Source organism: Dolichospermum circinale AWQC131C (assembly GCF_000426905.1).
Taxonomy (GTDB): Bacteria; Cyanobacteriota; Cyanobacteriia; order Cyanobacteriales; family Nostocaceae; genus Dolichospermum; species Dolichospermum circinale.
The window spans coordinates 63,570-78,485 of sequence record NZ_KE384593.1; the positions used below are offsets into that span (position 1 = coordinate 63,570).

General features: G+C 36.4%; 13 protein-coding genes. 8 read left to right on the top strand and 5 right to left on the bottom strand.

Annotated features, from left to right (window positions below; translation table 11 throughout):
- Positions 1–600: 600 nt before the first annotated feature.
- The 3 genes from ACIR131C_RS0103965 to ACIR131C_RS0103975 are packed head-to-tail and all read right to left on the bottom strand — an operon-like array spanning position 601 to position 4,348.
- Positions 601–2,790, bottom strand: a complete 2,190-nt coding sequence (locus ACIR131C_RS0103965) for a tetratricopeptide repeat protein (protein WP_028089148.1) — start codon at positions 2,788–2,790, stop codon at positions 601–603.
- 27 nt (positions 2,791–2,817) lie between these two features.
- A complete protein-coding gene (locus tag ACIR131C_RS0103970) occupies positions 2,818–3,621 on the bottom strand; it encodes a PP2C family serine/threonine-protein phosphatase (protein WP_028089149.1) in 804 nt (267 codons plus the stop codon).
- A 52-nt stretch (positions 3,622–3,673) separates the two neighbouring features.
- Positions 3,674–4,348: a vWA domain-containing protein gene (locus ACIR131C_RS0103975; protein WP_028082532.1), complete on the bottom strand. Its 675-nt coding sequence runs from the start codon at positions 4,346–4,348 to the stop codon at positions 3,674–3,676.
- 795 nt (positions 4,349–5,143) lie between these two features.
- On the opposite strand from ACIR131C_RS0103975, the gene ACIR131C_RS0103980 reads away from it, so the two are divergent.
- On the top strand, positions 5,144–6,493 hold the full coding sequence (locus tag ACIR131C_RS0103980; protein WP_028089150.1) for a response regulator: 1,350 nt from the start codon (positions 5,144–5,146) through the stop codon (positions 6,491–6,493).
- A 429-nt stretch (positions 6,494–6,922) separates the two neighbouring features.
- On the opposite strand, the gene ACIR131C_RS0103985 is transcribed toward ACIR131C_RS0103980, so the two are convergent.
- Positions 6,923–7,174: a hypothetical protein gene (locus tag ACIR131C_RS0103985; RefSeq protein WP_028089151.1), complete on the bottom strand. Its 252-nt coding sequence runs from the start codon at positions 7,172–7,174 to the stop codon at positions 6,923–6,925.
- Between the two features lie 228 nt (positions 7,175–7,402).
- Positions 7,403–8,755 carry a mechanosensitive ion channel family protein gene (locus ACIR131C_RS0103990; RefSeq protein WP_028089152.1) on the bottom strand — a complete coding sequence of 451 codons (1,353 nt, stop codon included), beginning with the start codon at positions 8,753–8,755 and terminating at the stop codon, positions 7,403–7,405.
- Between the two features lie 335 nt (positions 8,756–9,090).
- Between ACIR131C_RS0103990 and ahcY the strand changes: the two genes are divergently transcribed.
- The 7 genes from ahcY to ACIR131C_RS21860 all read left to right on the top strand — a co-directional run.
- Complete coding sequence (ahcY, locus tag ACIR131C_RS0103995; protein WP_028089153.1) at positions 9,091–10,365, top strand: adenosylhomocysteinase; 1,275 nt, start codon at positions 9,091–9,093, stop codon at positions 10,363–10,365.
- A gap of 125 nt (positions 10,366–10,490) precedes the next feature.
- The gene (locus ACIR131C_RS0104000) at positions 10,491–11,579 is read left to right on the top strand and encodes an AAA family ATPase (RefSeq protein WP_028089154.1); all 1,089 of its coding nucleotides are present in this window, start codon (positions 10,491–10,493) and stop codon (positions 11,577–11,579) included.
- Positions 11,572–12,258 (top strand): DUF3226 domain-containing protein, encoded by a 687-nt coding sequence (locus tag ACIR131C_RS0104005; RefSeq protein WP_035371477.1) that lies wholly within the window; start codon positions 11,572–11,574, stop codon positions 12,256–12,258. The genes ACIR131C_RS0104000 and ACIR131C_RS0104005 overlap by 8 nt, the downstream gene beginning before the upstream one ends.
- Positions 12,259–12,393: 135 nt before the next feature.
- Positions 12,394–13,779: a hypothetical protein gene (locus tag ACIR131C_RS0104010; RefSeq protein WP_028089156.1), complete on the top strand. Its 1,386-nt coding sequence runs from the start codon at positions 12,394–12,396 to the stop codon at positions 13,777–13,779.
- 233 nt (positions 13,780–14,012) lie between these two features.
- Positions 14,013–14,249, top strand: coding sequence for a hypothetical protein (locus tag ACIR131C_RS0104015; protein ID WP_028082539.1), 237 nt, complete (start codon positions 14,013–14,015; stop codon positions 14,247–14,249).
- Positions 14,249–14,653, top strand: a complete 405-nt coding sequence (gene vapC / locus ACIR131C_RS0104020; RefSeq protein WP_028089157.1) for a type II toxin-antitoxin system tRNA(fMet)-specific endonuclease VapC — start codon at positions 14,249–14,251, stop codon at positions 14,651–14,653. Before ACIR131C_RS0104015 ends, vapC begins: the two co-directional genes overlap by 1 nt.
- A gap of 25 nt (positions 14,654–14,678) precedes the next feature.
- Positions 14,679–14,916: element excision factor XisH family protein (locus ACIR131C_RS21860; protein ID WP_231395384.1), on the top strand; the 238-nt coding region annotated here is incomplete at its 3' end.

Consider the following 14,916-nt stretch of genomic DNA (forward strand, 5'->3'; position numbering starts at 1 on the left):
AACGCACAATGATATGAAGAATGTTAAATCATTATTTCTTCTTTTCTCTTTTTAGGTAGATAAATATAATTTAACTGTAATTTTCTAGAAAATAATAAAGAATAAGTAAATTAACATATTGTATCTGTAAAATATTTATAAATAAATGACTGACATGGGACTCCTATTTAATTTTTAAATACATGACCGACTGGCTTAAAAAATAGAAACTCTTGATTTGTCAAGGGTTTCAGGGCTAGGCCACGCCAGCTATTAATAAATCTCATATACATAATTCTGCGAGCTTGTATGGGTAATGCCCAGATTCGCCAACAATATCCCCGACTCCTCTAAGAAGTCGGGGATGTGAAAATCTCGACGGTCAAAAATCAGATAGGAGTCCGGCGTTGCTGATTTGGGGTATGAAAATGATTTTTGATGATTTCAAAACCCTTGCATAGACGTTACTTTGTAGAGACGTTACCTTATAGAGACGTTACCTTATAGAGACATTACTTTGTAGAGACGTTACTTTGTAGAGACGTTCCATGGAACGTCTCTACATTCTTTTATGGCTAGGGATTCTCGGCTCTACATTCTTTTCTGGAAATGTCCTATATATCAATTATTTTGCCCCACTAGGGTTGATTTAGGTAATAAACTATCACACTTCTGGGTGGCGACAATACAAATGCTGCTGAGGGCTTGCTGATAATTATCCATATCATTTCTCTCCAGGGAGACTTGTGCAGCCTTTTGTAGATCTGCCACGGCTCGAATCTGATTTTTATCAGCCCCATTTTCCCCATATTGTGCTAATTCATAGTAAGCCATACCACGTTTGAGATAAACTTTAGCTAGTCGGGGGTTGATTTTTAATGCTTCGGTAAAATCGGCGATCGCTCGTTTATATTCTGTTACATAATTACTGCTATATTGAGCAATTTGATAACGAACTAGACCCCGTTGAAAATAAGCTTCTACCTTGGATGAATTGAGTTTAATTGCTTGGGTAAAATCGGCAATTGATTTTTGATATTCCTGAAGAGAATTATTGATGTATTTGGTAATTTCAAATCTGACAATCCCCCTTCTGATATAAGCTTCAACATCATTTTTATCTATGTTAATAGCAGTAGTAAAATCGGCGATCGCTTGTTTATATTCTTGCTGGGGATCGCTACTATAGTCCGCCAACATATAATAAACATTCCCACGATTTACATAAGCTTTAACCTCTTGATCATTTAGCCTCAAAGCTTGGTTATAGTTTGCCAATGCACCCTCATAATCATTCAAATTATAGCGGGCATTACCCAAATTTACATATCCTTTGACATATTGGGGATTCTTTTTGATAGCTTCCGTAAAATTGGCAATTGCTTGTTTATAATTTTGTTGTTGATAAGCAATATCACCAAGTTGATAGTAATCCATAAAAGAGAGGTTTTTCGGTTCAGGAGTTTGATGATCTTTTTCAGAGATCAAACTTTGTTGCACATAAGGATTTTGGGAAACAAAAGGACGAGTAAATTTAATCATTAAGTCCAAATAGCCCAAAATACCCAATCCCATAACACTAAAAATTATACCGTAAAACTTCGAGTTTAACTTTTTAGAAACCACAGGATGAGAAAACTGCTGACCAAATCCCGACTGGTAACTATGGACTCGATAATGTGATTTAACAGGCCAGGTAATTCGTGGTGTAGGAATATAGCGCCGTTGAGATTTTCGCCGGGGTTGCAAATGCTGTTTAGAATGAATGGCCGCTAGTGACGGGAACGGATCTCTTCCACCTAATTGCTTAGTCCGTTCACACCAAGGACATTTATGTAAATGATGATGATAGAGATGCTGGGGATTAGCAGCACAACTCACTAAACCCTCTTCGGCCGCCGTTAATGCTGACAACCAGGTTTGAGCATTAGGACGTAATAGTGGATGATCATGACCGTCTTCAAAACAGCGCACAAATAAATCCCGTAGACTGGGATGAAGCATATCCCAATGGGGTGAAATAGGAGTTGGCACATAAGGTACTTGCTTCTTCTGACTATAGGTAAAATGACCCTCAAGTATCCGCCCTTGGTAGGGAGGAGGTTCTATCCCACCTTTAAATATCCCCGAAAATGGGTGAGTTCCTTCCATTAACAACTGGAATATCAATACACCCAAACCAAACAAATCATGATAACTTTCCCGGTCATAGTCAGCAAAAGTTTTATTCTGTAATTCTGGGGGGGTGTATTCTGGTTTCCCCACAGCACAACGATAGACAAGATTCTGTACTGGTTCTCGAACTTGGAAGGAGTCAGTGTCTACCAATGTCACCAAAGCTGTATCACTAACTAGGATATTCGACTCATTCACATCACCAATGCAGTATCGGCTGGCGTGCAAAGCCGCAAAAGCGGCCGCCAGATTGCGAGCAGTCCGCATTAAATACTGATAATTGAATAATGGGCAGTGTTGTCGGCGAGTCCCTGGATTATAAAAATCCATAATTGGCCGCATTCCCCTAATTCGTGGCATGATAAAGCCCACCACTCTACCGCTACCATCTGCTGCTTCTAACAATTCCTGTGGCCAAGCAATGGAAATATGTCCTAAATTTGCTGTAGGATTGACTGGAGGATTCAGAAGCATGGTCTGGAGTTTTTCACCATGGCAGATAGTTGGTTTATGATAGATTTTAGCTACCAAATGTTCATCCGATGGGACTGCATATATACAAGCTTCACCTCCATGTCCCACACTGACAGAGAGGTTGAGAATTTCTGGGTTGGTGAGACGACGTAGTACCTGCATGGGAAAATTACAATTATCTGGGGTTAATTAACAACTGCTAAATGCAGCCAGAACTAAAGTCAAATCATCATCAGTCCGCTGGGTAATCCTCTGGGAACTTAAAAAGCGATATAATTGCTCTTTTGCTAATACTTTATCTTCAGCATTGGCTACAAACTCGAACAAAGGCATAAAGAAGGGTTTATAGGGAACCGCAGTGACGCTACCACCATCACCAAGAACCATATTTAATGCCAGCATTTGTAGTCCGTCGGTGAGAACACCAACATTCAGGATTTCTTCTCGCCATAATTTGATTTGTACGGTCTCTAAGCCCTGGGGAGATGTCAAGAAGGTTGTTTCATTAATGTACTCACCATTGTTGGGTATGGTTAATGCTATCAAATCCCCCATGCTATTCTTAGCTACAGCTAAACCATCTCCTATTTGGGCTACAGCTACAATCTCTGGTGTAGCAATCATCAGAATTAAGGTAGTTGCTAAATCATGAAGTTGATGATTACACGCCTCGGCTTCCGTTTCTATGGCTTGACGGGCTACTAACATGGCATTAGTTAGCAAATTCGGCAAAAAATCATCATTATTCAGGGTATCACTGGTCATCTCTTGGAGGGCAAGATGTTCTATTGCTGTTTCTACAGCAATCATTGATCCCACTTTTCCTAGTTTAGCAGAACCCGCGCCATCGGCTGCTGCTATTATCAATACATTGTTTGCTAATAGCTGCCAATGGTGGGCATCTTGACAAAGTTGCTGGTTTTTGGCGTGGCTAGTTCCACACACAGAGGCGGCTACTATCCGCCATTGAGAAATCTGTTTTGATGTTTTCATACAATTTGTCTCCCACAGCTAGTTCAGTTTGAACATCTAGCTGTAATTTTAATTAAACAGATCCCCAACCAATGGGTGGTAGTGCTACCTGTTCATCTACTTGAGAATGAGATACTGCTGACATACTCGTAGACAGCCAAACAAACATCTCAATAAAGTTTAATCCTTTTAGCTTCAGTGGTGTCCGCACAGCGATTTGACTTAATCTGCTCATGTTCGCATTTTCTACACCCACTGTAAAGAAGGCCACACGCTTATTGGACTCATCCCCTTGCAGTCTTTGGGCTGCTTGTTCAACCACATGATCTAGTTCCCCTTGGGGTTCTCCATCAGTAATCATCAAGACCCAAGGACGGTAGTAAGCAATACCGTTATTCCGATACTGGTATTTGCGCTCTTGAATAATATCTAATGCTTTATGAATTGCTGAACCCATGATTGTTAATCCCTGGGCTGTTAAAATGGGAGGGTTAAATTGCTCGGCAGTTACAAAGTCCTGGACGATATTAACACTACTATCAAAGGTAATAATTGCTATCTCCACTCTTCTGGCTGCTAGGGAATTTTTCACCAGTTCATCTTTTAAACTCAGCAAACCTTGATTTAAGGCTTCGATTCGTTCCCCTTGCATTGAGCCAGATGTATCTAGCAATAGCACGCATGGACAACGTGGTTCGGGATTTTCCGCAAATTCTACAACTTCATCAAGGTTAAATGTATCAATCATAACTTTTGGTGTTATGTTATAATCCAAGGTTTTATTTTCCTTTTACTCAAAGTATATAGTTTCTGGAGCTAGTATGGTTAAAATTATGGTATTTTTAGGGATATATTTGAGTTTCTTAGCTCAGATATTGACTTGGTCAATGTTTATCCCCTAACTCTCCACGTCTCACCACTACTTACTGGTAATTTATGGGGATGTTTAATGTTATCTTTTATCGAGTACCATCATTGATCTTGGCTAAAGTTAAAATCAGGGAATTTATTTGTTTATGTAATTCCATAATTTCTGAGGGAAAAACATAGCGCAACCTTACATCAAATTGCCATCAGGAGTAAAATTGACTGAAGAACTGGTTTTTTACCTAAATTCTCTAGTCTGTTGCCTGGGAATCTGCTGTAATAATCAATATATACATTTACATCCATAAATTTTTAAAGATTCTATGGGGAATTTTGTCTCTGTTAACAAAAGTAAATTCATCATTTTTAATCCGGGTATAGGAGGAATCTAATATGAAGTTTGATCAGGTCTAATTATCAAGGAAATCTCAGCATGATCACTATTATTAGTATGTGATTTATCAAGATAAAATCTGATAACTTTTAAAAAACTCTCATGAGAAACTCTAAAAACTAATAGCTCTAAACTGACTCATCTTCAGCAGATGTTGATCATTGATATTCATTGATTTAATAACTCTGATGAGTACAAGTTTTCAATATGGTATCATATTCCCACCTGATATTTAATCTTTTCCAATAGTGTGTTGATGTATCCGCAAAAAAATGTGAACATATGAAGAATACTGGCACTTTTACCAAACTATCTCCCCAGGGTTTATTGAGACAATTAACTAATTGTTACGAAAGCACCTGTTTACAGGTATTTAGTAACTCTGTGTCTTGGTTGATATATCTCAATAAAGGGAAAATTATCTATGCCACTCATTCGGTAGAACCTTTTGATAGACTAGAAAGACATATACGTCGTCAACATCAACAAATTCCTCTGCTAGATTATGAAGTGCGTGTACAAATGCGCTTGTTGTTTGAAAATCAAGATTACCAGAATTTACCAAAGCAACCTCCTGAATATGAAGCTATTAATTGGCTCGTAACTCAACAATATCTTCTTCCTACTCAAGCAGCATTACTCATTCAAGAATTAGTTAAAGAAGTCATTGCATCATTTCTCCTCATTGAAACAGGCACTTATGAATTAACAGAAACATTTAATAATCTCAACAAGATTTGTAAATTAGATGTCTATTCTATCACGGAAGAATGTCAAAATCATCTGCAAAATTGGCGTGATCTTGGTAGGTATATATCTTCTCCCTATCAGCGTCCGTATTTATTGGTTAGTAGCAAATTTTATGACAAAAGACTACCACCATTACCGGAAAATATCATTCATTGGATGAAGGGTTTTAGCTTGCGTCATCTAGCAGTGATCATAAATCAAGATGAATTGCAACTAGCTTTGAGTTTATACCCATATATTGTTAAAGGTTCTATTGTCTTACATGAACCAGATCCTCCATTTGATAAATTACCAAAAACCTGTGGACGTTCATTACTACTTTTTGACAATAGCACAGAATTAGCTGAGGATAAATTATTTCTTTCAAATGTAGCACCAAGTACAAATCCTTCTGGAGAAACTCCAATCGTTTCTCAGGAAAATGTAGCAGTTTCACAGATATCACCCGATATTTCTGAGTTACCTCAAGAGGACATTGTACCCGAAAAGGTGAATACAAATTCGATAACTAGACACAAAACTTACAAAATTATCTCTGTGGATGATAGTCCCACAATTCTCAAGGAAATCAGTCGCTATCTAGAAGATGAAAATTTTGTTTTGGTGACTATTAATGAACCAGTTAAAGCAGTTATGTCAATTATTAGACATAAGCCCGATCTGATTTTATTGGATTTGAATATGCCAGGAATTAATGGTTATGAACTATGTCGAATTATCCGCAATAATTCTATGTTTAAACATATTCCTATCATTTTTGTGACTAGTAATAAAGGAATTATTGATCAGGTCAAAGCTAGACTTGTCGGTGCTTCTGGATATTTAACTAAACCTTTTACTCGTGCTGAACTGCTAAAAATTATTTTTATGCACTTGCCATAATTCGGGAGTTTGAGTTTATATCCAGTAGAGATGTTCCTCAGTCTTTATTTCTAGATGTCTCATAGGTTTTTCAGAATCATTAACCGCAGTGCGAAAATATGCGGTTCTGGTTTTTCAGGTACACGCGGTTGCTGCTGAGGAAATATAAGTTTTTTAAATGACTGTTTTTCCAAAATTGCGCCAAGTTGATGTTTATTGAGAATAAATCACTTTATTCTCAATAATCTTGAGAATGTTGTCAATAAGTGAACGTGAATACGTTATTTCAAGACTCATAATTACCCTTTGATTTTTGTGCTATTATTATGGATATGATCTGCTTGGGCTATTTTTAATTTTTGAACTTAAGCAAACAATTATTTACTGTTGGGTAACACCATTTTTACCCAACCTACGATAAAGTTTGCTAAAGCGCATACTCTACACCTTCTATGCTGCTTCCCTCTGTTGGGTGGGTACAGATATTTCGGGAAATGACACTGCTGATGGTGTTGATGCTGCTTCTAATACTTTAACCTCAATATTTACACTAACTAAATAACTGCCTGTATCTGTACCTACAGCCTGGGAAATTATTTGGGCTATATCTGGACGTTTTGCAGTTAAAGGATCACGGATAATACAACGATCCCATTCGTGCTTGGCAGTGGGGTTAAGACTGAGAATATAATACTTGATCATAGGTGTAGTCCTTCCATCTGTGAAGACCATTCCTATAGTATAGTACAAATTTACTAATATAGCCAGATCAGGCGTGAGTTCAACCAATATCAATATTATTGACTATTTAACGGCTCTGGTAAACCTCTCCCCATTGCGGAGAGAAGCTGACAGCGGTTCTTATTTATTTGCACCACATCCTGAATCAATTTACTTCTTCGCGCCTTGACGCAAAACAAAAACTAGTGATTATATCTCATTTACCCAATTTGCTTGTTGCGGTACGGGAATATTAATTCCGGCTGCGTCTAAAGTGATTTTGAGCCGACGACGATATTCTCGCGCTACAGCCCATTGTTTGAGGGGTTGGGTTTTAATTAAGATTCTAATCATGATACCGCGATCGCTAAAATTATCTATTCCCAATACATTAGGTTTTTCGAGAATTTGATCTTGCCATTGGGGGTCTTGAGTCATGTCTAAACCCACATCTTCGATCAGTGTCAGGGCTTGATCTACATTAGCTTGGTAAGAAACCGGAATTGTTAAATCAGCCCGTGACCAGCGACTGGAAAGATTAGCGACAATTTTGACTTCGCTGTTGGGAATGGTGATTAAGCGTCCTTCGGAATCTCGAACTTGAGTCATTCGTAAATTCAATTTTTCGACTAAACCGCCCACAGTACCAACTGTTATCATATCACCAAGGGCGTATTGATCTTCAAAAATAATCAAAAAGCCGTTAATTGCGTCTTTGATTAAGTTTTGAGAGGGGAGGGATAGGGCTACACCAAGTAAACCTGCACTGGCTAAAAGTGGAACGATATTTATACCTAAAGATGTCAGTGCTAATAAGCTACCTGCTCCTACCCAGATTATGGTAGTGATACTTTTAGTCACGCTGGAAAATGTAGATATTCTTAGTTGTAGCCGTGCGGATGTTTCTGGTGTTAATAAAGCACCACCACTAACTATTGTTGAGGTAAAGTGATCTATTAAGGCATAGGTAAACCGTATAGCTACGTAAGTTCCCACAGCCACAATAGTTAACTTAATAGGAATTTGAGCAATAGCGAGAATCCCAATTTGTAAGGGTTTGGTGTAGGGAAATAGTCCTAAAATGATCAAAGTACCGCCGCCCCAAAGCATTACTTGTGCAGTTTGAAACAGTCTTTTTTTGACTTCTTGAAGATGCTGCTGTTGTTTTTGATTTAATAGTGTAGCTATTGGTTGCGTCTCTGTGGAAGTAGGCGGAGTTGATTTATTTTCATTTTCGCTTAAACGTTTTTGCCAACGTCCCATACTCCAACTAACTGCTATTATTGCTAGTGTGCTGACAGCAGCAATTCCCCCTTGCTGCACTAAAAACCGAGTTTGTTGTTCTTGATTTGCTTCTTTTGGATTGTGTTGCAACCCATCATTAATTTTATTTACCAATATTAATGGGTTTGCTCGTTTAGTATATTCTTTTTCATCTACCCTATTACTGAGAATACTGGCAGTGGACACCAAAGGTAAAGGAGAAATCTGGGCTGTAGCTTTGTTGACAGAGCCAATGGTGATTGCCATTGTCCCGGCGATCGCTAAAAATCGAAGTATCATGAAAACACCTCCTTGTGTCAATGGGAAAATAGGAATTGGCTATAACCCATAATCCATAACCCATTACCAATCAGTTGCTACAATACCAGAGAATAATCAAAAAGCCAAAAGTCAGATAGGGCGTTAACATTGCTCATACCAGAGGTGAAGCTAGTTTCCCAGACTTTCTCCCTTGCTGGTTACTAATTACCAGAAAATATGGCTAGGAATAAGAAAACCTTGTACAGTACGTAAAGACCTCAAAATAAAAATAAAATTTTGAGGCTATACTAACATAGTCCCTCTGGGGGACTGTGTGGAATAATGACCGAATCATCTTTTAGAGGATAATTTTCATGACTGTAGCTGCTCCCTTAAAGCACGAGGTTAAAGACCTCGCTCTCGCTCCCTTGGGAAGACAACGTATTGAATGGGCTGGACGAGAAATGCCCGTATTGAAGCAAATCCGCGATCGCTTTGCTATTGAAAAGCCTTTTGCTGGTTTACGCTTAGTTGCTTGCGCCCACGTTACTACAGAAACAGCACATTTAGCGATCGCTCTGAAAGCCGGTGGTGCTGATGCAGTTTTAATTGCAAGTAACCCCTTATCAACTCAAGATGACGTAGCTGCAAGCCTTGTAGCTGATCATGGTATTGCTGTATTTGCTCAAAAAGGCGAAGATAGCGCCACCTATAACCGCCACGTGCAAATCGCATTAGATCATCGCCCCAACATCATTGTTGATGACGGTAGCGACGTGGTAGCAGAATTAGTTCAACATCGTCAACACCAAATAGCTGATTTAATTGGTAGCACCGAAGAAACCACAACTGGTATCGTACGGTTACGCGCCATGTTTAAAGAAGGCGTTCTTACCTTCCCTGCGATGAACGTCAACGACGCAGACACCAAGCACTTCTTTGATAACCGCTATGGTACTGGTCAATCTACCTTAGACGGAATTATCCGCGCTACAAACATCTTATTAGCTGGTAAAACTGTTGTCGTTGTCGGTTATGGCTGGTGTGGTAAGGGAACAGCCCTCCGCGCCCGTGGCATGGGTGCAAACGTCATCGTTACCGAAATTGACCACATCAAGGCAATTGAAGCCGTTATGGACGGTTTCCGCGTGCTACCAATGGCAGAAGCAGCGCCTCACGGTGATATCTTCATTACTGTCACAGGTAACAAGCACGTCGTTCGCGGTGAACACTTCGATGTGATGAAAGACGGTGCGATCGTTTGTAATTCTGGTCACTTCGATTTAGAACTTGATTTGAAATATTTAGCTGCTAATGCTAAGGAAATCAAGGATGTCCGTCCTTTCACAGAAGAGTATAAATTGACAAATGGTAAATCCGTAGTTGTACTCGGACAAGGACGTTTGATTAATTTGGCTGCTGCTGAAGGACACCCCAGCGCGGTTATGGATATGAGTTTTGCTAACCAAGCTTTAGCTGTTGAATACCTGGTGAAGAATAAGGGTAGTTTAGCTGCTGGTTTGCACTCTATTCCTAGAGAAGTGGATGAAGAAATTGCTCGTTTGAAGTTGCAAGCTATGGGCATTTTCATTGATAGTTTGACAGCCGAGCAAATTGACTATATCAATTCTTGGACTTCTGGAACTTAATCATTTAAAAGCGATGACAGGGAATTAATTCCCTGTCTATAAAATGTAGGGGTTTAGCAATTGGTGTCAACTTAACGTCAAACCGATAACCCAACTGGGAATGATAACGTAGCATGGAGGTTACAGTGATTAAAAATATTAGGATTCAAAATTTTAGATATTTTGAGGAATTAAAAATATCTGGCTTCGACAAAATTAATTTAATTAGTGGAAAAAATAATATTGGTAAAACTGCATTATTAGAAGCATTATTTCTTAATAGTAAACCAAGACCAGATACTATTTTTTTACTAAGACAAATAAGAAGAGAATCATCAAAGTTTAGACAATCTTTACCAGAAAATACTTGGAATTACTTCTTTTTTGAAGAAAATAAAAATAATCCAATAGAGATTGAAGCTATCCTAGAAAATGATTCATCCAAAAAAATTGAAGTATTTGTAGATGAATCTGTGCAAAATTTAGAAGATACATATCAACAGGATAATAATGATGATAACGAAAAACTTATCAGTCTTTTTTCAGGAAGTGAGTCTGTAAAATCTGTAATGCACCTAAAAACAACAATTAATAATGGAGAAGCATTTGAAACATTAATCATGTCTAGTGTTAAGGGTATTATAGCCAGAGATATTAAAGTTCCTGATATTAAAGATGCTTTTTTTATCCCCTCCTTCTTAAGAGTTGGTAGCAGGGAACTGGCAGAGGAATTTGATAAATCTCGTTTAAAAGATAAAGATCAAGAACTTCTCAGCACCTTTCAAGTTATTGATCCTGCTATTATTAGTATAGAGACAATGACTATTGGTGAAGGAAATATTTGGGTGAAGAAAGAAGGAAAAAAAAGGTTGCCTTTAGCTTTGTTTGGTGATGCCATAAATCGTATCGCGGATATTATTTTAAGGATTGTGAATAATGAGAATAGTATTATATTAATTGATGAGATAGAAAATGGTATTCATCACTCAAATCAAGTTGCTTTTTGGAGTATTTTGTACAGATTAGCTAAGGAGTTAGATGTACAAATATTTGCTACAACTCACAGTTTAGAAATGATTAAATCTTTTATTGAAGCTGGTGCTGAGTATGAAAATATGGCTGCTCATTTTGAGTTAACTAGAAATGTGAAAACTGGTAAAATAGTTGCTATTAAGAGAGATTTAGATACTTTAGAGTATGGTATAAGTCACAATAAGGAGGTCAGAGGTGAGTAGCAATATTTTGATTGTAGAAAGTCCAAATGATCAATATTTTTTACAGGCAATTATTCGTTACCTTAATTTTAATATAGAAGTTGCTCCTGCAATTATGATTTCTGAGGATGATTATAAATCCATGGAAGGGTTAAGTCCTAAAGAACTCAAAAAAGCTCTCGATGATTTAAAAGCGGATATACAAAAAGGTAAAGTTGAACGAATAGGTATTGTTATTGATATTGATGATAAACAAGAAATTGAGAGAATTAATTTTGTTAATGATTGCATTCAATCGGTTTTTCCAGGAACACAATTATTGACAGAAATTAATAATTTTGTGGATATAAATTTTGATAGTTGTAATTTTCAAATAGCTTGTTACTTTACGAATGTTAATGGAGAAGGAGAGTTAGAAACAGTTTTAAAAATGATTAAGAAAGAAAATTCGATTTATGCTGACTGTTTAGAAAGTTGGAAAAGTTGTTTAGCAAGTCGTGGAAAAGAAATCAAAATTAAGGATTTTAATAAGTTTTGGGTTTCTATATATTTAAGATTTGATACTTGTTCCAAAAGAGAAAGAAATCAAGCAAAGGAAAAATGTAGTTTTAAATATGCAATGTCCGATAAATCAAAAATATGGGATTTTGAACATCCTATATTAAATGATTTGAAGGCTTTTTTGCAGATGTTTAGTTAATTAATCTATATTTGTCTGTAATGTATTTATTGCTAATCTGGTGTATTAACTTGTATTAAGAAACTTTCTTAATATGATTAATTTATCAATATTTAAAATAATTTAATCACTTATCTAATACTGGAGAATTATCTTATGATAATAAATTTTAATTTAAACTTACCAATTTCCATTCCCACTGATGTACTTTTAGAGTGGCAAAACGGTATAAATGATGGAATTGCCACTAATAAATGGTGGCAATCACTTACAAAAGATCAGCAAAAATTGCTACTAGAAAAATGTTTGGTTTTCTTGCAGCAGCAAAAAATTAAAGAATCTAAAGTAGACAGTAAATCACTTGTTCCCAGTCTTATACAACTTTCAAAAAGTGCTGGGGAGCTAGAATTATCTCAAGATGCCAAAAATCGTTTTGTACTTTCCGGTAGAATTGATCGAAATTTGTATGGTGTCCGGGGTAAATGCTATTCTCAATCTCCCGAATTTGTTGGGAGTATGTGTAACGAATTTCTTGGAGGCTATTTGGAAACAAGCAGTAATCATGAACATGGACAAAAAACTGTTGATGTTATTTGTTGTGCCTTGAATGCACTTCCTGGAATTACTGCGGCTCAAACTCCATCTGATAGTGTCGCTGATGTTGGTTTGCGATGGGATGTAATTATTAAATGGAATGATTGTTATTTTCCTATACAAGTTAAAAGTAGTTTTATCGGAATAGAAAAAGCTTTAGAAACAGGTAATTTAGGAAATTATGCTCAAGAAAAGATAGACAAACTGTATCTTCAGTCGGATAAACTAGCAGCAGAATACATAAAAAAAGCAAGTAAATACTCTCAGCAAGAAATGACACATCACAAAGCATATATTAAAAGTCGCCAAGAAAATATTTCAGAACTTAGGAGTAAGTATTCACAAACCACGCCACTTTATATATGGGCTGGTCAAAATAAAGAAACTATTCAACTGTTAGTCGAATTATTTGCAAATACTTTTAAAATTGACAATAACATCAAGGAATATCAAGAACAAGCTGTAGCAGCTTATCTAGATAAATATCCTAAAGAAAAAAGTCCTAGTGAAAAAAGACAGGAGAGATTAAATAAAATTAATGAACAAAAGAAAGAGGAAGCTGAACAAATAATTCAAGCATTAAAAGAGCAGATTCAAGGCAAACAAAAACGTATTCGTAATCGTAAAGCTAGAAAACGTCCGGTAGTAATAGAACATAACGAAGCTCTCACAATAGCTGAAAGTTCACTTAAAAACTTCCAGGAGCTAATTGAAGATAAGAATAAAATCAAAATTAAAGAAGTGCGATTTGGAAGGGCATGGTATTCTGATCAAACGTTATTTGATAATATTAAAAAGCTGAGAGATATTGATAAAGAAACTAATTCTCCAATGTTACAAAAAACAGAAGATCTTTTTAGCTTAGTTCAGGATTTTACAGAAATTCGAGAAACACTAATTGGAGAATTTGATGAGGAATTTGATCCTAATATATTCCTTAATACTTAATTTTATTTTCCTTTTTTTATTTTCCATAAAACCTTTAGTTACGTAGGTTGGGTTGAGGAACGAAACCCAACATCTTTATAATGTTATTGCGTTGGGTTGCGCTTCGCTTAACCCAACCTACAAATTATTACTAGGTAAAGAATAATGAGAGTAGGATATAAATTAATCTAAAACAATGATAAAATAAAGTAATGTCGAAAAATCGCAAATTACTAAAGAAAGGAAAATTAAAAATGGAAAGTTTAAGACTGCGATCGCGCATTGGTAAAGATGGACTATTAAAAATTCATTTACCACAGGCTAAAGAAGGAACTGAATTTGATATTATTGTTATTTATGAAATAGCTGTACCAAAAGAAGAAACAGCAACAGAACAAACTATGAAATTGAGTGATTTTTATGGTTGTATCCAAGATGAAACATTTATTAGACATCCACAATTAGAACAACCTGAAAGAGAAGCATTCTGATGATTTACTTATTAGATACCAATACCTGTATTATTTATCTTAAAGGTAAAAATATTCATCTAAAAGAGAAATTAGATAGTATCTCAATTTCTGAAATTGCAGTTTGTTCCATTGTCAAAAGTGAATTATTCTATGGTGCTATGCGGAGTGCTAAACCGGATAGTAATTTAAAATTACAACAAGGATTTCTTGATAAATTCGTCTCTTTACCCTTTAATGATGAAGCAGCTATAATTTTCGGTAATATTCGTGCTGAACTTACTAGCAAAGGAACACCCATTGGTGGTTACGATTTACAAATTGCTGCTATTGCTTTAGCTAATAATTTGATATTAGTTACACACAATACTAGGGAGTTTTCCCGCATTCCTGAATTACAATTACAAGACTGGGAAGTAACATAATTAAACATCATCACTTTAATTTTATATGTCCGCGAAAGATTTTTTTCATAATGCAGTTAGGTTAGCTTTAGAAAAAGATGGTTGGTTAATTACTGACGATCCTTTATCATTTACAGTAGATGGTCTTGACTTTAGAATTGATTTAGGAGCAGAAAGACTATTAGGAGCAGAAAAGGAGGGGCAAAAAATAGCAGTTGAAACAGAAGTGTTGAATGTTAAGAAAAGCCTGATAAAAATAGCCCAAAATATGTTAAATTTTGGGC